Origin of the sequence: Zymomonas mobilis subsp. mobilis ATCC 10988 (genome assembly GCF_000175255.2) — a bacterium.
GTDB classification, from domain to species: domain Bacteria; phylum Pseudomonadota; class Alphaproteobacteria; order Sphingomonadales; family Sphingomonadaceae; genus Zymomonas; species Zymomonas mobilis.
This window is the reverse complement of the sequence record NC_017262.1, coordinates 1,090,283-1,109,084: the sequence shown is the minus strand read 5'-3', so window position 1 is coordinate 1,109,084 and position 18,802 is coordinate 1,090,283. Positions and strand designations below refer to the sequence as shown.

Annotated in this window: 20 protein-coding genes; 3 read left to right on the top strand and 17 right to left on the bottom strand. The window is 47.0% G+C overall.

All coding sequences use genetic code 11. The annotated features are described in order from the left end of the window. Positions 1 to 174 precede the first annotated feature (174 nt). The 3 genes from ZMOB_RS04865 to ZMOB_RS04855 all read left to right on the top strand — a co-directional run bounded on the left by ZMOB_RS04865 (position 175) and on the right by ZMOB_RS04855 (position 4,211). A complete protein-coding gene (locus ZMOB_RS04865; RefSeq protein ID WP_011240320.1) occupies positions 175 to 1,278 on the top strand; it encodes a Ppx/GppA phosphatase family protein in 1,104 nt (367 codons plus the stop codon). Beyond that, a complete protein-coding gene (locus ZMOB_RS04860) occupies positions 1,275 to 1,940 on the top strand; it encodes an RlmE family RNA methyltransferase (RefSeq protein WP_011240319.1) in 666 nt (221 codons plus the stop codon). Before ZMOB_RS04865 ends, ZMOB_RS04860 begins: the two co-directional genes overlap by 4 nt. 867 nt (positions 1,941 to 2,807) lie before the next feature. Continuing rightward, positions 2,808 to 4,211: a putative bifunctional diguanylate cyclase/phosphodiesterase gene (locus ZMOB_RS04855; RefSeq protein WP_224452991.1), complete on the top strand. Its 1,404-nt coding sequence runs from the start codon at positions 2,808 to 2,810 to the stop codon at positions 4,209 to 4,211. Positions 4,212 to 4,220: 9 nt separating this feature from the next. Here the strand turns inward: ZMOB_RS04855 and ZMOB_RS04850 are convergent, their stop codons facing one another. The 17 genes from ZMOB_RS04850 to ZMOB_RS04770 form a co-directional block, all read right to left on the bottom strand. Further along, positions 4,221 to 6,875 carry a hypothetical protein gene (locus ZMOB_RS04850; protein WP_014500791.1) on the bottom strand — a complete coding sequence of 885 codons (2,655 nt, stop codon included), beginning with the start codon at positions 6,873 to 6,875 and terminating at the stop codon, positions 4,221 to 4,223. Positions 6,876 to 6,879: 4 nt separating this feature from the next. Beyond that, complete coding sequence (locus ZMOB_RS04845; RefSeq protein ID WP_011240316.1) at positions 6,880 to 7,881, bottom strand: tail fiber domain-containing protein; 1,002 nt, start codon at positions 7,879 to 7,881, stop codon at positions 6,880 to 6,882. 4 nt (positions 7,882 to 7,885) lie between these two features. After that, the gene (locus ZMOB_RS04840) at positions 7,886 to 8,287 is read right to left on the bottom strand and encodes a hypothetical protein (RefSeq protein ID WP_011240315.1); all 402 of its coding nucleotides are present in this window, start codon (positions 8,285 to 8,287) and stop codon (positions 7,886 to 7,888) included. Positions 8,288 to 8,291: 4 nt separating this feature from the next. Beyond that, entirely contained in the window at positions 8,292 to 8,738 is a 447-nt protein-coding gene (locus tag ZMOB_RS04835; RefSeq protein ID WP_011240314.1) for a hypothetical protein, read from the bottom strand. Then, complete coding sequence (locus tag ZMOB_RS04830) at positions 8,735 to 9,103, bottom strand: hypothetical protein (RefSeq protein ID WP_011240313.1); 369 nt, start codon at positions 9,101 to 9,103, stop codon at positions 8,735 to 8,737. The genes ZMOB_RS04835 and ZMOB_RS04830 overlap by 4 nt, the downstream gene beginning before the upstream one ends. Before the next feature lie 179 nt (positions 9,104 to 9,282). Further along, positions 9,283 to 9,957 carry a hypothetical protein gene (locus tag ZMOB_RS04825; RefSeq protein ID WP_014500790.1) on the bottom strand — a complete coding sequence of 225 codons (675 nt, stop codon included), beginning with the start codon at positions 9,955 to 9,957 and terminating at the stop codon, positions 9,283 to 9,285. 12 nt (positions 9,958 to 9,969) lie between these two features. Next, positions 9,970 to 10,641, bottom strand: a complete 672-nt coding sequence (locus ZMOB_RS04820) for a hypothetical protein (RefSeq protein ID WP_014500789.1) — start codon at positions 10,639 to 10,641, stop codon at positions 9,970 to 9,972. Further along, positions 10,642 to 11,145, bottom strand: coding sequence for a hypothetical protein (locus tag ZMOB_RS04815; protein ID WP_014500788.1), 504 nt, complete (start codon positions 11,143 to 11,145; stop codon positions 10,642 to 10,644). After that, complete coding sequence (locus ZMOB_RS04810; protein ID WP_014500787.1) at positions 11,124 to 11,372, bottom strand: hypothetical protein; 249 nt, start codon at positions 11,370 to 11,372, stop codon at positions 11,124 to 11,126. The genes ZMOB_RS04815 and ZMOB_RS04810 overlap by 22 nt, the downstream gene beginning before the upstream one ends. After that, positions 11,369 to 12,790 (bottom strand): hypothetical protein, encoded by a 1,422-nt coding sequence (locus ZMOB_RS04805; protein WP_014500786.1) that lies wholly within the window; start codon positions 12,788 to 12,790, stop codon positions 11,369 to 11,371. Before ZMOB_RS04805 ends, ZMOB_RS04810 begins: the two co-directional genes overlap by 4 nt. Then, the gene (locus ZMOB_RS04800; protein WP_014500785.1) at positions 12,784 to 13,443 is read right to left on the bottom strand and encodes a phage adaptor protein; all 660 of its coding nucleotides are present in this window, start codon (positions 13,441 to 13,443) and stop codon (positions 12,784 to 12,786) included. Before ZMOB_RS04800 ends, ZMOB_RS04805 begins: the two co-directional genes overlap by 7 nt. Before the next feature lie 9 nt (positions 13,444 to 13,452). Next, positions 13,453 to 13,782, bottom strand: a complete 330-nt coding sequence (locus ZMOB_RS04795; RefSeq protein WP_224452989.1) for a hypothetical protein — start codon at positions 13,780 to 13,782, stop codon at positions 13,453 to 13,455. A gap of 150 nt (positions 13,783 to 13,932) precedes the next feature. Then, entirely contained in the window at positions 13,933 to 14,823 is an 891-nt protein-coding gene (locus ZMOB_RS04790; RefSeq protein WP_260432240.1) for a DUF5309 domain-containing protein, read from the bottom strand. A gap of 356 nt (positions 14,824 to 15,179) precedes the next feature. Next, positions 15,180 to 15,287, bottom strand: a complete 108-nt coding sequence (locus ZMOB_RS04785) for a hypothetical protein (protein WP_011240303.1) — start codon at positions 15,285 to 15,287, stop codon at positions 15,180 to 15,182. 25 nt (positions 15,288 to 15,312) lie between these two features. Continuing rightward, positions 15,313 to 16,164, bottom strand: coding sequence for a hypothetical protein (locus tag ZMOB_RS04780; protein WP_012817348.1), 852 nt, complete (start codon positions 16,162 to 16,164; stop codon positions 15,313 to 15,315). A 122-nt stretch (positions 16,165 to 16,286) separates the two neighbouring features. After that, a complete protein-coding gene (locus ZMOB_RS04775; protein WP_011240301.1) occupies positions 16,287 to 16,586 on the bottom strand; it encodes a hypothetical protein in 300 nt (99 codons plus the stop codon). Beyond that, positions 16,586 to 18,775 carry a portal protein gene (locus ZMOB_RS04770; RefSeq protein ID WP_014500782.1) on the bottom strand — a complete coding sequence of 730 codons (2,190 nt, stop codon included), beginning with the start codon at positions 18,773 to 18,775 and terminating at the stop codon, positions 16,586 to 16,588. The genes ZMOB_RS04775 and ZMOB_RS04770 overlap by 1 nt, the downstream gene beginning before the upstream one ends. Positions 18,776 to 18,802: the final 27 nt, after the last annotated feature.

Genomic DNA, 18,802 nt, shown 5'->3' with positions numbered 1-18,802 from the left:
GTGGTAGTGTCAAGCCTCTTTTTTAAAATACTTCTATTTTTTGTTCCCATTCGCTTTATGCCGACCACGGATAATTAGACCTCCAATGCTTGCCGCCAGCCCCCCGTATCTATACTATCCCTTGTAACAAATCGGTAATTTTGCCGTTTAATCTACCATTAGGACAGGACGATCATGGCCCCACCTCTATTCAGGGCCGTTCCGACTTTTAGACAACGGTCGGGCGGCCGTTATCTGACCGATTCCAGTTTAGTGGCCAGCCCCCAAAATACGTTTAACCTGACTCGTCCCCGCGTTTATGGTGCGCTTGATCTTGGCACCAATAATTGTCGTCTGTTGATTGCTCGTGCTGAAAAGCATGATTTTATGGTCGTTGATGCCTTTTCCAGAATCGTTCGTCTTGGGGAAGGTTTGGCGGCCAGCCATCGGCTTTCCGATGCGGCTATTGATCGCGCCTTGGCTGCGCTTAGTGTTTGCGCTGAAAAATTAAGAAAACGGAATGTTTTCTTGGCACGTTCGGTCGCTACAGAAGCTTGCCGCCGCGCCTTGAATGGTCGCAATTTTGTGCAGCGAGTTTACAAAGAAACAGGCCTATTGCTGGAAATCATCTCGGCAGAACAAGAAGCTCAGTTAGCGGTTCTTGGCTGTCATATGCTTTTAACAGAAAAAGACGTTCCTTCCCTGATTTTCGATATTGGCGGCGGTTCGACAGAACTCATTCTCACCATGAGCGACCATAATGGCCCCAAAGTGCTCGATTGGGTTTCCGTGCCATGGGGGGTTGTTTCCCTGACTGAAAGTCTGGGATATCGCGGAAATAGTCTAGCAGACAGGAAGCAGGCCTATCAGGCGATGAAGGAACAGGTCAAAAAACTGTTTCTTTCTTTTTCTGACCGCCTCAAAAAACAAAGGCTCACCCCACGCAGCTTGCTTGGGACAAGCGGGACAGTCGCCACATTGGGCAGTATTTATCTGGAATTGCCGCGCTATGATCGCCGCATGGTAGATGGATTGATCGCCCCAACGGCGGCATTACGCCAGATCAGTAAACAGCTTTCCTTAATGTCGATTAAAGAAAGGGCGAAAATCACCTGCATCGGGGAAGATCGGGCAGATTTAATTGTTGCTGGCTGCGCGATTTTAGATGCCATTGTTGAAATATGGCCAATAAATGCGGTTCATATCGCTGATAGGGGTATCCGCGAAGGTATATTGCGTGACCTGATTGCCCGTTATGGCTATTGCAGCAGACCCTTTAACCAAGAAAGATTTCTATGAAAACGCCGGGACATCAAAGAGTAAAAACAGCCAGAAGGCGAACTGCCGCTTCGACCCGCTGGTTAGAGCGCCAATTAAACGATCCTTATGTTCAGAAAGCACAAGCCGAAGGCTATCGCTCACGCGCGGCGTTTAAATTGATAGAATTGGATGAACGCTTTTCTTTGCTCAAAAATGCCAGACGTATCATTGATCTGGGGATCGCTCCCGGTGGCTGGAGTCAGGTAGCCAGAAAAAAAGCACCTCAAGCTAAAATCGTTGGGATTGATCTTTTGGAAGCCGCGCCCATTGAAGGCGTCACCATTTTCCAAAATGACTTTACCGACCCAGAAGCCCAGAAAAAACTTATCGAAGCCTTGGGTGGTGCTGCTGATCTTGTTTTATCCGATATGGCTGCAAATACTATCGGTCATGCCCAAACCGACCATTTAAGAACGATGGCTTTGGTTGAAGAAGCCGCTGTTTTTGCCAGCGAAACCCTTCGTGAAGGCGGCTCATTTGTTGCCAAAGTTTTGGCCGGTGGCGCGGATAAAGACTTGGTCGCTTTATTGAAACGCCTTTTTGGTCAGGTAAAACATGCAAAACCCCCCGCCAGCCGCCGGGAATCTTCGGAATGGTATGTTATTGCCCAGAATTTTCGTGGTGAAGCCTATCAAGGTTAAGTTAACATTTGAAATTTTTAGACAAAAAAATCGATTTCTGTAATAAATTTTATTGAAAATAATCCAGAGTCCCGTAATATCCACTCTAATATCTTGTGAGAAAAATTACTCTTTACGCCCTAATAAAATAACAATCTATATATTCAGCCTGCCTATCAAGTAAATCTGTCTCCAAAAAGAGCGCTTTTGATAGAGCAGGCGGATCAGGAACCGCCTGTCATGCTTACCAAAAATAAAGCCGTCAAACATGGCAGGCGTTATTTTCCACGACAGAAAACGGTTCTTCTCTACCGGCTGCGGCACCGCCTCAAAAATTACTTTATTCAGCTTGGAATTTTAAAAAATCACGCATCCAATATCAGATATTGTAAATTCAATATAAAGTTTCAGACGATTTTAACGTTATCTTTAATGTTCACTTTTATCTCGGTGAACAATTATTCCTTGTTGAAGATTTTAATAAATTACTTCCACAAAAGTAATCTTATTATAATTGTGCTGGCGGTAAGTTTTTGCAGTATGCTACTCTTTGGGCACCATTGCCGGAAACATAAGAATAAGACCAGTTTACCTCCAAATCCGACCAATTTGTTCCGATTTTTAGCTCAGCTCATTTTTGTTATTTTTATAACCATTCCGGTTTGCCTTTATACCAATGCCGATCGGAACAGTATTTTCAATGATATTATTTTTCCTTTTATCCCGACGATCATTTTTGGTTTTTTCTGCATTTACCGCCTAAAAATAAGCTCTTTCATTGTCTTTTTTACCAGCCAGTTCATCTATTTTTTAAACTTATTCCACTTTATCCCACCGAAATTTTCGGCCTTTTTAGAAGATATCGAATTTTTCTTTTGCAACGCCATTTTGCTTTATCTGTTTGAAGCCTACCATCTTTCATCTTGGTTCTCTTCACAGAAAAAGGACAAGACGGAATCTCCGCCGCTGCCTTTGCTCACGATAGAAAAAGAAATCGAGCAACAGGCTAGTTGCTATGACTCAACCACCGGTTTGGCAAACCGGAGGCAATTTTTTGCTGATCTTCAAGCTGTCAATTCGCCTTATAGAGACGATAGCATTCCTTTTTCGATTGGGATTATTGATATCGACGGCTTTAAAAGGATCAATGAAATCTATGGCCACGATATCGGGGATTTTATCCTCGATAAGATCGGTCACAGATTATATCTCGCGCTCCGGCATAAGGCGCTAGTTTACCGGATTGGTAATGATGAATTTGGCTTTATTTTGCCGGGAGACAAGGAAAGCACAATCCTTAATCAAGAGATTGCCTCTATTCTTGAGACGATTTCTCATCCGATTTCTGCCCGAAATAATCAAATCGTTATCAGTTGCTCAGCAGGCTGCGCGCGTTCCTATTTTGGCACAGCTAACAGCACACAGCAGATATTTGAACATGCCGATTATGCGCTTTACTATGCCAAAGAGCAGGGCGGACAAGGCCAGATTGTGGTCTTTGATGTCAATCATGAACTAAAATTAAAAGAACTGGCACTTATTGAACGGGCTTTAGAAAAAGCCGATTTTGACAAAGAATTCTTTATCCAATTTCAGCCGATTATCGATTCCCGTAATGGTGGAATTATCACCTTCGAAAGTCTGGCACGGTGGGACAGTCCCGGCTTAGGTAGGATTGCGCCTGACAAATTTATTCAAGTGGCAGAACAAACGGGGGCGATCATTCGCCTAACCCCTATTCTGTTTAAGAAGGCATTAAACGAAGCTAAAAAATGGCCTCATTCGATCAAACTTTCCTTTAATTTGTCTGCACATGACATTTCTCATGAGAAACAAATCAATCTTCTGCTCGATATTTTAAAACAATCGAATATTGACCCTGAACGGATAGAGTTTGAGTTAACAGAAACAGCGGTCATGCATAATTTTGCAGCCGCCTTTGATAACGTCAAAAAACTTCAGGCGGTTGGTGCCAGTATTGCCTTGGATGATTTTGGAACCGGATATTCCAGCTTATCCCATCTCCAGAATTTCCCTTTAAATAAAATCAAAATCGACCGCAGTTTTGTGACTAATCTCGAATATAACAACCGGAATTATAAAATCATTAAATCGATCATCATCCTTTGCCGAGAGATCGGTTTGGATTGCGTAGCCGAAGGCGTAGAAGATAAAGAAAAGGTTGATCTTCTCGCCCATCTCGGTGTCTATCTTATTCAGGGATATTATTATTCCTCGCCCCTCTCGGCGGAATCTGCGCAAGTTTACATCAGAAACCGCCCCAGAGTATAAAGCCTTTTCTTAAAAAGATGCACGGGCAAGCGCGTACACACTTAAAGCATCCAAAATTTCTCCCGCCCAGAAACCATAAAAGCGATGCTCTTCCGGCTGCGGTGAATAGCTTCCTGCCATATCGCCGTCAGATATCTGAAAGTTTTGCAGCATGGCATAAAGACGCTCGACAGTTTTTTCCGCCTTGGTTTTGTCATAACCGGCCTGCCCGCACCATAAAGCGCCTTTCAAAGCCAGTGCTGTCTGATCGGGATTATCTCCCTTTATTTCAGGTGCCTGACTGGAAAGAAATAGCGCAGGCAAGGATCGTGCCTCTGGATTACTATCCAGCCAATCGACTAACCAATCCATAAAAGAACTGGCAATGTCTTTTGCTAAAGCCGTTGCTTTTTGAGCCGAATTTCCGTCGGCTTTTGCGATGACAGAAGCCGAAGTCATTCTAGCCCAATAATCGGCGACGTTATGAAAAGCCCGATATTGGAATCCACCCCAGCCCCAGTTGGGATCGGGGCCTCCAAAGATAAAATTATAAGGCGCGCCATATTGTTCGGCATCCCATTGGGCAAAAATATAGCAAGGCGTAAAAGGCCCCGTTAAGGCAGCCTGATTTTGTGCCGTATAATGTTTTTGAGAATCCTGCATCAATTGCAGCATGTTACAGGCTTCATCATGCCGATTTAATAGCATCCAAGGCACCGGATTCTGATAACCGATATAGGCGGGGCCTTGCCATAGACCACCACCCCCAGAAGGAGAGCGTCCCGATCCGATGGTCGCATGCTGGAAAGGCAGCAACCCGGGGGAATAGGGTTGTCTTATCGTCGTCGCCTTTTCAATCGAGGCATTGCCGATTTGAATAGTCACGGCATCCGCACAGCTAGAAAAAACACGCGCGGAAATAATTTTCGCCTGATCCGCTATTTTAGCCGGCATTTTATTATAAGCGGCTACCAGATAAAGCGTTTGCGGTGTTTTTACATCACTGGCTATCTGGAATTGAACCGTTTTTATCGGTGCCGTGCTATCTGGCTTATCGGGAAATGGGGCTTTATTAGTCTGATATCCAGCAAGAACAAAATTCGCCCAAGGAAAACTCTGTAAAGTTGCATCGGCATTCGCTGGCAAAGTCACCTGCCAATGCCATCCTGAATTATCGACTACAACCAATATAATATGACTGCTGTCTGTTATATAGGACAAGGCCAAAGCCTCTGCCCCACTCCATGTTTGATTGGAGGCAGCCGTAGCAAAGCCGACACCCGCAGAACTATCAGACAAAACATAATGACGCGCCATCACTGCCCGCCCCTCTGCCGTTGTCAGGCGTTCAGTGGTGGCAGTTGCCGTGCCATAAACAAAATCAGTATTCCCCGGCACCCATTCGGCAACATCGGTATAATCCATAAATTGTTGCAGTGGCAGGCTATAGCTTTGAACAGTCGTATCAGGACAAAAATTATATTTATATTGCCGTTTCTGATCGTCCGACAAAATAACGGCCAAATTGGTCGATCGAGAGGCCGCCGCTTCAACCGCTACATTCAAATCAGGCGTAATACCTAAATTCAAAGCGTCATTTTGAAACACCCATCCCAAGCGATGGCTGTGTTCAGGTAGATCGAAATAAGCGACCCCGCTCGTTTTATCCCGACCATAGCGGCAATAATCGGTTGGCGGAGTATAAGAAATATTCCCGTCAGCATAGGCGTAAAAATAGGTCAAAGGCCAACTATCATAGGTGCCGATAGTAGAACGCTTGAAAAAACAGGTCTCTGATGAAGTCAAAACACAGGCCTCTTGCCATAAAGCCAGCATCGCCTGATAAGAGCTTTCCCATTTGGCGCTATTGTCTGTATCAATCGCCTGCATCAGATAAAACAGATCAATAAACCAATGAATGGCATCGCCTGCCATAACCTGTTCATCCGGCATCAAATGCCGCCACATCGGCCAGCCTTCAAATTGGCTGGCATAGGGAATAGTGTCTTCTTGATAGAGCGAATAACTAACCTGATATTGACCATTCAAGGCAGTATTTTTCATCTGCAAACAGCCCGCCGGAATAGCGGTCTGAGGCTGTGCCTCCGATGTAAAAACAACATCCGCCGCATATCCGCTTTGCCAGCGGAAAATATAGCCATCACGATCAACAAAATAATCTATGTCAAAAAACTGCCCTTTGGATAGATCGGCATAGACATTTTGCCAGCTTAGTTCTCCCTGAAAAACATTATAAACATTGGCAAGACTGGCGGGAAGTTGAGCCTTCCCGTCCTTAAAGGTAACAGTTTCTCCGACATTCCCGTCATAGGCATGACCATTGGGATTAGAGGGGCCTTTGACGTTAAAGCCCTGCCCTGCATTCACCACCCAATGATGATACCATAACCCGCTTGCAGGTGGCGTTTTTCCGGCAAAGAAGTAACTCAATGCGGCGTCCGCCAATTTTCGGGCATTATTGAGGGCTTTTACATCCCCAGAAGCGAGATAATAACGGGCATATCCACGCGCTAACAAAGCCTGACTTTCACTGGTCGAAGTATCATTAGGCAGATAGCCTGCCCGCCCGTCTTCGACATGCATGTTATTGCGAACCAGCCCATCGCCGGAAAGCAGATAGATATCAGGATGGTCAGGAATAAAAGGTGCCGGAGAAGCTGTCATTATCTTAAGCCTGTGCTTGGGTGAGCTGCGCTTTCAAAGCGTCAATTTCAGCCTGCTGCCGAATAATTTCACGCCGCTGCCATGCGGCTTCGATCGCCTGACATTCGCTATAGCGCAAACCATAGGCTTCACCGGCTGGCACCAAGACATCGCGATAGACCGGCTTGCCATTTTTACCCATATTACCGGTTTTTTCACGGCGAGTATGGGCTTCCCAATGGTCATGACAAATCATGCCCAGACTTTCGGCATCCAAGCCCGCATTTTTATAGGCATCTTCGACTTCTTGAGCGATCAGACCGAAATGCCAGCGCGCCTTATCAAAGCCTTTGGTCTCAACCGCTTTTCTGAATTTAAACTGCCGCCATGACAGATTGCCCCAGACATCCAGAACCTCATCAGGGACAGAAGCAATATCCATCTTCTGACGGGCATCCGAGGTGTTAATTGCCCCATTCGAAGCATAGATTTCAGCCCATTTACGGTTAGGCTGTCCCAAGGTAATCACACCATCTGAAGCCGGATTGAGATTACCAGTCAGTTCACCCCCGGTCGTCAAAACCGGTGCAGCACCTCGGACAGCATTGATTTTTGAGACCAGACCCATGCCATCAATATTAGACAAGTCTTTATTGGCCGGTTCATATCCCAGACCACCGGTAATCTGGCCATAGGACAGCGTCACTTTCTGCTGGAAAGTGGATCCGTTGAAATTACTGAAATCGACATTCATCGGCTCATAGCCGAGGCCTTTGGTAATCTGGCCGTAAGAAATCGCTACTTTCTGCTGGAAGGTTGCGGCGTTAAAATTGCTTAAATCAACGCTCACCGGTTCATGCCCCAAAGCGGCAATGACGGAATCATAATTGGTCGTCAGATTTTTAATATAGCCGATTTTGGCTTTATAGGTTGCATAACCATTGGCAACCGGACGGGAAATTTCAATCAAATCATCTTCGGTAACCGATCCTGCATCGGTCATTTCCGAAATCGTTAAAGTAGACATGGCATCACTCCATAGAATTATTAGAATAATTTTTGATAAATTGGGCTAAGTTTCCGGCCGCACCCAAAGCCTTGTTCATGGCTGCGACCGGCAATTCGGCAATACGGGTGCCGTCGGGCAAGGCTGCCCCGCCCCCTTGCAGATGGGATTCATCATAAATTTGAACGCCAGAAAGACGCGTCCGAATTTTGCCGCCATAGGAAATGGTCAAATCATAAAGACCATCCGCAACATAAAATTCGAAATATCCGAGACTATCCGTCCGCAAAGGCTGGGAAATAGCGGTCGTTCCATCATCAGAAAAAAGGGAAGCCAGACTACCGTCTGTTTTATAGACGAAAATCAAGGCACCCATGACCGGCTTCCCGTCAAGCGCGCTCGCCACGCTGTCAAAATATTTACGCATGAAATTACCTCGTAAAAATACAATGGACTTCAACCGAACCGGCAAAGCCATTCTGATCGGTAACATCGTCACGCAAATAGGCTGATGCGGCATGGTGATGAGGCACGCCATCGGCTCGAAAAGTCGTTGTTGCCGAAAAAGGAGAAAGAGCCATCACGCTATCGGCTCTATCGCTACTCACCAAAGACCAGCGATGTTGATAAGGCGGAACACCGCCCGAAACCTGAACCGTCACCGCAGAAGAAATCACAGGATTATGACGGGAATAGCTTTCTATCAAAGCGTCAGAAACCGAGACATCCAGCTTGTGGCAAAAGACCTCATGCAAGCTTTCATCCTGCCCACGGATACGAATAGATCCGACAGAATGAAGCACGCCATCGGCTCCCCTGATTGAAACAGCTCTTATCTCGCGGGAAAAATTATCCTGATCTTTAAGGCTGATAGTCATACATAGACCAACCAGATATCCCCCGGCTGACTTGTCGGGTCAGCCGCTTGACTATTGGTCACATAAATCCGGCCACCGGAAAAAGAACCATCGGCAAAATAAGGGAAAACTCCCTGACCTTTACGGCGCAAAACGCCGTCAATAGTGTCACCACTATTCGCCAAAGCCCCAATAGCCTGACGAAAACTCGCCATATCAGCCGAGCTCAAGGCCGTATCCATAGCCTGATTGATAGCAGACCGCATTTCAGCCATTATCTCGCGCAAGGCATTGTTAAGATTGCCCGGTGGACAGCCTTCAGCAATACTGATCCCGCCAATATTGCTGTTACTATCTGCATTTTGCGACCAGTCCGAAAAAGACATAGCGCAGCCCTACCCCTCCTTATAAGAGCATAAAATAAATAAATATTTTAATGATTACATTTCGATTACATTGGATTTTACTTACAAAAAATCCCGATACCCAAAGTATCTATTGTGATATTCTTATAATAAATCCAACATTTTAAGGATTAATTTAAAAATAATATCCAAAATGGATGTTATTTATTCTTAAAAAGCAATCGTTCAATGGCTTTCCTTTCCGGATCATTCGCCGGAAGATTGACGATATGACTAATCATCCGTTCATGCTCGCTAGGCAGCGGCATATCAGGATCGCGTATCTGGGTCGCCTCTCCTGTCATAGGGTTGAGAGACAGAACCCGCCCATCAGCTCCGAAATGATATTGTGGCTTAGCCGCTTTATCGGCCATATTTGCCTGCTGCTGATTTAATTTCGAAGTAGCGAGATTATTGCTAAAATCTCGTTGCTGTTGCTGGGCATTTTGTTGGTCGATACGACGATTATGCTCCATTACCGCAGGTAAATAGAGCGGATAGCGGCCATTGGCCAATAATAAGGCGTCACCGATTACACCAGCAATCCGCTTGCCTATTCCACCCGCCGAGAAAAAATGAGGCGACGGGTGTTGCTCCGCTTGCGGTGTAGTAGAAGCCGTCTCCGGCATCGGCGTTTCTTCGCCTCCACTCCCATAACCATTGATAGGCGATGGAGAGGTAATAGACGGTTCCATATCGTTGATTGGTTTTTGCTCGATCGGCTCTGATGCAAAAACAGGGCTATCACTAAAGCTATTAATCGCCTTTTTAAGAGCGGAACCATCCTGATTTAATACATCATTTTGATTGATTTTATTTCCGAAAGATATCGCCATTTGAAAAGACTCCTAAACTTTAAAACCGCTGGAAGCCCAGCCTGACAATCCCGCCCCAGCTAAACTGGCCAAGGTTGACCCGATGCCCTGATTTTGGGTTGTGGTGTTATAATTGCCCAATAACGAAGCCATATTGCTTGCCAGCACCGAAAAGGAGGATTGCGGCAAAGCTGCTGTCGTTGTCAGATAGTTACCAAGGGTATTGATGCTACTATTCCGCGCATCGCCCAAATTGGCAGCATTTTCAGAGGCCTGCTGTTGATAGCCTCGCTCGGTATTGTAATTATTATAAAGAAGGTTGCTGTCTGTCTGACCCAACTCTTTCGCTAATAACTGCGCTTGGGCAGAACCTCCCGTCAGACCTCTTGTCCCAATCGCGCCATTGACGCTATCCGAAACATCCTGATTGGTATTCTTGATAATATCAGACAAAGCGGGATTGGATGACGGGGAAAGATATTTTCCCGATAAGACAGACTGGTTATAGGTATCAGCCTGATCCATATCACTGTTATTCAGGGTTTTACTGGCAACATTTCCGATGTTATTCTGCAATAAACTATTGATATTGCTTACATTATCCTGATTATCGCTATAGGCTTGCTGGATAGCATTGGCACTATTCGTGATATAAGGACGGGCAAACCGGCTCGGTGCCGTTGTCGCCTTGCTTTTCTTGCTCATTCACTTTTCCTTTAACGCTTTTTCATAGGCTACCGTTTTTTCCCGCCACCCTAATTTTGCCAAAGGCCGCCGCCATCCTGTCCGGCCATAGGCTCTGACCGCGATACAGCCGATTTCTTGGGCTGAACGGGCGATGGTTTCGGATAAATCAGACAGCCAGAATTCGAAATCACGACCACCCACCAGATAGATTTCGGCAATTTCACCTTCACGACTGGCAACAATACGGGTCACGGCGGCGGCATAGAGAATATCGCGTTTTTTTAGGGCTGAATCCGGCTGTAGAACCGCCCATAATTGTAATTGGCCATCTTCCAGTTCAGGCAAAATATCCGCCCAACTTTCATCTGAACGCTGCAAAGCCGGTTCTAAAAAATCACGGGCAGCAGACCATCCTGCCCATTCCAAAGGACGGGCAATCATACCAATTTCCATTTTTCGCTTATCCGTTTTCAAAACAGCCAACCGATAATCTGCGTTCTTTATTCCCACAGATTTTGCCATTGGGTGCCATCCCACATCATCGCTTTTTGGCTGGTTTTATTGAAAAACCACTGTCCTTTTTCAGGATTATCCGGCGCGTTATCACTGGCGGGTATCGGACAATGATAACGGCTCTCCATCTGACTGGATTGCTGTTCAACATTCGTCATCAAATTGTTGACGGCCATTGCCGCCCGCCGCATCCAATCCGCGACAGAAGTAGCGGCGATCGGTAAGCGCAGCATCATCGCCCTTCTCCGGCAACAATGTCCCAATCAAAGCCTTGGATAAAAGACCAAGCGGCACCGCCTTCAATATCCAGACGGAGCGCACAATAACGGTTATTGACCCGTAACGGGATTCGACCTGATAAAGTGATATCGCGAACGACCCGACCAGAAGATGGATCACCTAAACGATGGCTGCCCTCGATTGTTAGGCTAGCTTTTTCGATTAAATCGCCAAGTAATCTTGCCGACCGTATCCGGCTGTGATTACCGCCATCGGCAGAGAAAAATCCGGTTTGGAAACAGGCGGGTAAATTCTCACCGTCCAAAATCCCGAAATTATTCGACTTTCCGACAAAAATGAACAAAGGGTCACCGCCAGAAAAACGGGGATCATCCAGACTATAGGGCATAGAATCCAACCCATCTGGATAAAGCGTATTAAGGGCTTCCAAGGTCGTATTGGCGGTAAATCCCGAAAACATCCCGATGGCATCAATATCCAAACGGCTCCAACGGTCTATTGCCCAATTATAGATCAAAACCATCGAAGGATTACCGGGCATCAACCAGGCGACCATATGCTGTCTTGGGTCAATCGCCGCTGTCATTTGATCCAAACTGTCCCTTGGCCAGCTTTCAAAAAAACACCGGTCAACCCGTTCATTGCCGATCGGTGTGACAGAAACGCCGTCTGTCATCATAAAACCCCGATCGGAAAGAAAGAAAACCTGATGCCCAGCTTGCGCTATAGAGCCTGACGCAATCGCCCCGATATTGGCGCTGATCTCATCAAACTGCCAGATATAGCTGTCCCCCGTGTAACTCATACGGACAATGCGGGAACGCTGGATAATAACGCCATATTCGCCGCCCATAATGCCCATTATGTCGCCACCAGTCAGCATCGGTTGATAACCGGCCTGATTGGTGCCGATGACATTGCTGTTTTCGTTATTAAAGCCCGACCATTGGATTAGATTCTTCTGGGCTGACGCGCGGCCATACACCACAAAATCCCGAATAGTTGTCACCATTTCAGCCGTCGGGGCATCTGCTATGCTGTCGGCTTTTCCAGTAAGGATATCTATTTTTCGGGTGGCACTGCCGTTAACGGCAATAATGCGATCCCCAAATTGGGTGAAATGCCATCGTCCATAAGCCGGCAAGGCTGTTACCAAGGCCTCCCAATTACCGGAAACATAGCGGTAAAGACTGTCTTTGGTACCAGCGACCAATAAAGTCGAACCATCTGACCCTAAAAAAGCCGCAGCTCCCATAAAAACATCTGGCAAAGACGCCGCAAAAGGCTTGAAGCCTCCGACCGGACGATATCCATTTGTCGTGGCATAGGCATTGCTTAAATGGCGCAGTGATCCACTCATATACGGTGGTTGATCGGGTTCATAAGCCCCGAATAAAAGACGCTGACTTACCATCGGTAAGTGCCTTTCACCGCTTCCACGACAGGCGATGGCGCAACCAAGGTGCTTTCTGCATAACGCTTGCGCAATCCTGCTTTATTTAACTCGCCCAAGGCTTCATCCAGCGCCGATTTAATGACCGGCAAACGGCTGTCATTCCATCCGAAGAACTCGGCCTGTAATAACGACCCGAATAAATAAATATCGGGATGGGACGTCAACAGCCAGTTACTCTGGCGATTCAAGGATAAAGACGGCAAAGCCGCACGATAGACCAACGAAAAAGCCGTTTCTGTTTCAGGAAGAGGCGATATCCATAATTGCCCTGCGATCAGGGTGAAAACAGATTTATTCTGATGCTTGCCCTGCTGAAAAACATCTGGCGGCAGCTGCAAAAAAGCCCGATCGCGACGACCGCCTGCCGGATAAAGCAGGCGCAAGGCCTCAAAATCATCCGGCAACGCAACAGGACAGCCTGCCGCTACCGTTATTTCGGTTTCCAATTCGGGATTAGTCAACAATCGCCGAAAACGGGCTTCTGCCAGTTGCACGAAATAAGGGATTTCGTCGGCCAGATCATCGCGTTCCAACCACAAGGCAATCGCCTTTAAGAGGCCATCATAACGGGTGAGACTGTCCAGATTTTGGGCATCAATAAAAAGAGCCATCAGCCATGCTCACATAATAAAGTGATTAACGCGCAAATAGCGATAATCAGGATGATTGAGTAAACGGCGAACGGCAGGCGCGTGATTTTTGTCCCAATATCGGACACCATATTTCACCAGCCATTCCATCAAAACGACGGCGGGAACATGGGCGGCGTGCCACATCGAAGAACGCCGATCAAAATCTTCATTTTGTGCCTGTTTATTGGCTTCCAAAGCCGCAGAACAATCCTGTTCATAGCGGATATGCCAACTGCCCTGATTCTCCTCTGAAGAGGAGAACCAACTTTTAAGCCCCGTCACCGGATTATAGGATAACAAACGTTCAGCAGCCATCATGGCCTCGAATATCAAAGCCGCATTTCAAGCCCAGCCCGACCTTTTTTTTGAAAAAGGCGACCAAGGCAGAAGAAAAAGCCATGGAATATTCCCTTTCCGAATTTTTACGGGAAGATGCCTTGCAAGAAGACATCCTCCCGATCACGAAAATCAGGCAGCGCTTAAATCTGCCAAAACACCGGAGGTTGCTTCATTATGGCAGCGCAAGGCAATTTCAGTATAAAGGGCATCACGATCAGCCAGCCCCGTTGTTGCCAAAGACCGTTTCTGAATCGGATCTAAGGTCGCAACCGACCAATATTCAGGGTCAATGACCAAAGCGCTGCTATTGTCGCAAAAACGATCAGGTACAAACTGGACTTCGCCGACATCGGAAACATAGATATCCGCACCGGCAATAATACGCGCTTTCTGGTCGCCCGTATCGCGCCGGTTGGAAGCCAACCCCGGAAAGGCTGCTGCCGTCTGTTTCAGTTTCAAAGAGGTAATCACCATATTTGGCTGACCACCACTGACCCAGATATCGCCCAAAACTTCTTTTAACAAAGCCTCGGTATAAAGCCGCGCCTTACCTGCGGTCGCCGCGGTTGTCGGATAACCGCTGCCATTATCGCCACCGGACATCACCGGATTAGCACCGCCGTCGCCACGATGGGCATTACTGCGCAGCCATGCCAAAGCTCCTGCTGTTTCACGCGCGACGACTGCCCCATCTCCGGGAATGGCTGCAAAATTACCGGTAAAGCGCGCCTCAATATCGCGTTTCAATTCCTGACCAGCACGTGCCAACTGATAGGCATGTTCATCACCGCGTCCGGCATTATGCACCGCCCGATCGGTCGTCGATGTCCCGACAACTTTGGTCATGATCTGGGTATAATTGCCGACCCGGACCGTTGGCTGACGGCTTTCATTGGCAAGATCAGCCCCTTCGACCTGTTTATTCTGGGCATTAGCGCTGGCAAGATTGTCGGTCTGCCATTCGGTATAGGTATTTTTGGCTGTCGTTTGACCGATAGCTGTTACAAAAGGTGTTTCCAGATTGTTACCGCAAAGGCTCTTTATCCCTTGCTTCCTTACATTCCTGCAAGGCTCAGACTATATCATCGCTTTCGCGGGCGGCACTCGTGTCAGCATTACTGCCATGGACAAAAAAGACTGAAATATTTCTTCCGAAATTTCCGGCATTTTCAGTAAAAATGAAAAGAATCATACCCGCTTCTTTTTCAGAAATAACGGCATCAGTTTTATCGTTTTTTGTCGGTAGGCTCGGCTGTTAGTCGTTACACCTTCAAGAGATTTTCACCTCAAGCTTGGCTCGGGATTATCCTCGTCTATGACGGTTGGACGTCCCCCGAATTCACCGCCTTTTCATTTAATGCAGCGTATAAACTACATTAACGGACCAAGACTCCAGTCGGGCTGATATTATAAATAATATCGGAAAGATCTTCACGAATACCGACACGCGAATAGGTTTGGACGGTATTAGAGGCAACAGACATAATTCAAAATTCCTTGAAAAGTAGATTATTTAAAAAGGGCGTTCATCGCCGCGGCGGCTGACCGGACATCACCAGTTTCGCGAAGCTGCCCCAATGATTCATTCAGTTTCCGGCTTTTGGCCGCGCCATAAGGCTGGGACGTTCCTGGAACTGCGGTTTTTCTCGATGTTTTGGCTGATTTGATAGCCGCCGCCTTACCCTGTTGTAGGGCATCCCATTTTTCGGATTTTCTTCGCCATTCATGGGCTTTTTTCAAAGCCATAATGTCGTTGGAATCAGCCTCGGCCAAAACATGATCTGGATAACCGAGATGCCGTCCCGTTTCTTCAAAAGCCGCCAAGATAGCCGGTCTCTGATTATCATCGCCCCATTCAGGCAAAAGCGATATCAAACGCTGATGTTCGCCCTGCGCCCATGCTCTTCTGGCAGCCAGTTCAGCCATTTCATTCTGGCGAGAAATCTGGATAACTTCCTGAACAATTTGGTCACGCTTGGCCGTTAAGTCTTCATAACTTGCCAATTGTGCGGCATAGCTTGCCGGATCACTGACCAATAACTGCGGATCAGGTTTTTTCGGGGTAATCGCTTCGGCATATTTAGCAAGCTGGTCGGCATAATGGTAATGCAAGGCTCGACAATGTTCTTGCCAAGCCGCACTCATGTCTGGCTGACCATTTCCTTGATTGGCACCATTTCCTGCTGCCGTTGCGCCCATGTTGCTCTGATCCTCGGATGCCTGATCGGATGGCGGCATATCCGCATTATTTCCAGCCATCGGATCATCCTGATCCGGTGCCAAATTGGCTTGCAATGCTTCGGCAGCTTCCTGAATAGACCGACGAGGTCGCCTCAAGGCTGCGCCTTTTATATTTGTCATTATCAATATTCCTGAATGTCCAACCGGTAAAATGGGCGCAGAAGATCACTCCGGTGACTCTCTTTCCAGCCACCCAGCCGGTTTTTTCTCAATAAATAGAATGAAGACCTTGATAGCTCGGCCTACAGCCAGCGACGTTTTCGCTCGGGTAAATTCTCTATTTTTCGGGCATGTTCTTTGGCCTGATCAGCCAATTGCCCATCTGCAATAATCACTTGAATCAAGTTATCAATTTGCCCCACAATTCGATTAGCCATCGCCAAACGTAATAATTTTCGGTCAGCTTCGGCTTCCCATGGGGCAATCTCGGACATACGCTGGATATAACGGGTGCCGATTTCTTGCAAAATAGCTTTCAACCCGCCCTTTTCTTCATAAAAGGCTTTCCAACGCCTTGCCCGCAAAATGGGATCTTGCTCCATTATTTATCCAATGCGCCCCCTGCTTTGTTTTGCGGCACCCTATCCCCCTTTTTATCCGCTGGAATATTTTTTCCAGCTTCTGCCAATTTCAAAGCGATCTGGTAATTACGATCGGCCGTTTCCTTGGCAAGCGAGGCTTCAAAATCGGAACGTTGCCTTGCTAAAATGGCCTCTTCTTCGGCTTTTTCGCGCACCAAGGCCAAACGCTGTTTATGCTCTTCCTGTTGCATCGCCAGCTTGGCCTCGGTTTCCTGCTTTTTCAAAGCAAATTCGGCCATACTCCGTTCCTGATCAGCAGCCATTTTCTGCCCTTGAAGATTGATATCTTGTCGGGCTTTCAACTCTGTATAATCGGGATTATTTCCTACACTGCCAGAAGAATTTTGCGCTGCAGCCGAATTATTATTCACAGGATTTTCAGCCTGATTACCTGCCAAGCGAATATCAGGATCAATCAAATAATCAGTCGGATTACCCAAACCACAATCTCGGATCATCGCGGCGATATTATTATAAATCTGCTTGGAACCGGTTAAACCAACGGCCAACGCCTGTTGCTGAATAGATAACAACTGCTGACGATAGGCCAAACGCTGATCTTTTCGCCCCGATCCCAATCCGACCGTGACACGCACGCGCATATCCGGCGGCCACAAAGCCGGATCAACCGTTTTATACAGACCTTCAACCTTGATCGCCATCGGATCGCCCGATGCAATCATCAGCCATAATTTCTTTTGGAATAACCGCCCAAGACTTTGTGCAAAATTGCGGGCAACATATTCTTCCATTTGCTGCCCTTGCGCCTGAAGCAAGGCCTGACCAGTCGCGGTTTTATTAAGACTGTCAGCATCCAATCCCTGATTAAGACGGGTAATCCCCGTCCGGCTTTCCTGAGCCGACTGCATATACTCGATCATACCCAAAGATTTTTGGATATCGAAACCGGCATTTAACGGCGTTGGTGGAATGCCACCCCGATAACGGACAATCGCCCCGGGTCTAATTGTCAATAAATCGTCAAAAGTATCTTCGGTTAAACCATCGACATTTACCGCCATACGGGGCGCATTGGTCTGGTAAACCCCATCCAAAGCCTGACGCATCAGCACTGACTTAACCCGCTGGATATCCATAACCTTCTCGGCCAAAGAATTACCAATCATCCGATGGGCGCGCGGGAAAGGTGTCCAAACGACAAAGGGCGCTTCGTCTACTTCTTCAATCGAAAGTAAGACATCTTTTACCCGAAAAATCTGCAATAATTCAGCAATGCCGTCGCCATCCCGATCGATGCGGACATATTCTTCATATAAGAGAACTTCGCGATTGGCTTGATCGCTGCTGCCAGACAGAAAGGATTCATCCCGCCATCTGGCATCAGAACGGCCATCGCTATTGGGAAAACTCTTATCACTTGGTAGGCTCTCAACAATATCGCGATCGAACCCCATCGAAATAAGATCAGACAGCGTTTTATAACTGACATGCGCCTGATAATCAGCATCATCTTCATGGCGGGTTCTGGCCGAAACGCGATATTCTTCGGACGGAATCGGCATATCGACATAGCGTTTTTGAAGCTGATAACGGGTAACGGTTACCTCATATTGGCCGCTACCATTGTCACTATTCAAGGTAATCTGAATATCGGGATTATCCTCGGCCTCCATCAACAGAGCTGCCAAGGCATCATCATCGACAGTAATATGACGGATTGTAGCACGTCTTTCCGATAGGACCGCGGTTTTGATAATGCCTATTTTTTCAATCAATCCCGACTGTATCCAGTCATGCAAGATTTTATAGCCGTCCTGTCCATGCATAAAAGCATAGCTGACCGCCTCGGTCGCATCGTCGGCATCTTGCGCTTGCTCGGCGGCTATCGGCTCGAATTCAATCACGCGATCGCCTGACACAATCGTCCGTAACAGGCTGATCGTCATATAATCGACTACCTCGGCGACATCGGGACTAACGACCTGACTCCGACCGTCCTCTTCATCCCCAAAGGGTCGCGCTTCATAAAAATCGATAGCATTGGCCTGATCTTCAGCCAGTAAACTATTATGCCAGCTTTCTGCTTGATCGGCTTTTTCGCGCAAGACCGCTAATAACTCATGGTTAGAAAGTAAGAAATCCGCCTGTTTTTCTTTCAAATCTATATTGCTATCAATATCCAAAGACATAGCGCCCCCTTCGGGGCAGAAAGCTCT

Coding starts and splice junctions, on each gene's coding strand:
- ZMOB_RS04775 (WP_011240301.1), bottom strand. CDS start 16,586: ATGGAGCAAGATCCCATTTTGCGGGCAAGGCGTTGGAAAGCCTTTTAT.
- ZMOB_RS04770 (WP_014500782.1), bottom strand. CDS start 18,775: ATGTCTTTGGATATTGATAGCAATATAGATTTGAAAGAAAAACAGGCG.
- ZMOB_RS04835 (WP_011240314.1), bottom strand. CDS start 8,738: ATGACTATCAGCCTTAAAGATCAGGATAATTTTTCCCGCGAGATAAGA.
- ZMOB_RS04840 (WP_011240315.1), bottom strand. CDS start 8,287: ATGCGTAAATATTTTGACAGCGTGGCGAGCGCGCTTGACGGGAAGCCG.
- ZMOB_RS04780 (WP_012817348.1), bottom strand. CDS start 16,164: ATGACAAATATAAAAGGCGCAGCCTTGAGGCGACCTCGTCGGTCTATT.
- ZMOB_RS04805 (WP_014500786.1), bottom strand. CDS start 12,790: ATGGTAAGTCAGCGTCTTTTATTCGGGGCTTATGAACCCGATCAACCA.
- ZMOB_RS04785 (WP_011240303.1), bottom strand. CDS start 15,287: ATGTCTGTTGCCTCTAATACCGTCCAAACCTATTCGCGTGTCGGTATT.
- ZMOB_RS04795 (WP_224452989.1), bottom strand. CDS start 13,782: ATGATGGCTGCTGAACGTTTGTTATCCTATAATCCGGTGACGGGGCTT.
- ZMOB_RS04825 (WP_014500790.1), bottom strand. CDS start 9,957: ATGGCGATATCTTTCGGAAATAAAATCAATCAAAATGATGTATTAAAT.
- ZMOB_RS04810 (WP_014500787.1), bottom strand. CDS start 11,372: ATGATGCTGCGCTTACCGATCGCCGCTACTTCTGTCGCGGATTGGATG.
- ZMOB_RS04860 (WP_011240319.1), top strand. CDS start 1,275: ATGAAAACGCCGGGACATCAAAGAGTAAAAACAGCCAGAAGGCGAACT.
- ZMOB_RS04820 (WP_014500789.1), bottom strand. CDS start 10,641: ATGAGCAAGAAAAGCAAGGCGACAACGGCACCGAGCCGGTTTGCCCGT.
- ZMOB_RS04830 (WP_011240313.1), bottom strand. CDS start 9,103: ATGTCTTTTTCGGACTGGTCGCAAAATGCAGATAGTAACAGCAATATT.
- ZMOB_RS04845 (WP_011240316.1), bottom strand. CDS start 7,881: ATGTCTACTTTAACGATTTCGGAAATGACCGATGCAGGATCGGTTACC.
- ZMOB_RS04850 (WP_014500791.1), bottom strand. CDS start 6,875: ATGACAGCTTCTCCGGCACCTTTTATTCCTGACCATCCTGATATCTAT.
- ZMOB_RS04865 (WP_011240320.1), top strand. CDS start 175: ATGGCCCCACCTCTATTCAGGGCCGTTCCGACTTTTAGACAACGGTCG.
- ZMOB_RS04815 (WP_014500788.1), bottom strand. CDS start 11,145: ATGGCAAAATCTGTGGGAATAAAGAACGCAGATTATCGGTTGGCTGTT.
- ZMOB_RS04800 (WP_014500785.1), bottom strand. CDS start 13,443: ATGGCTCTTTTTATTGATGCCCAAAATCTGGACAGTCTCACCCGTTAT.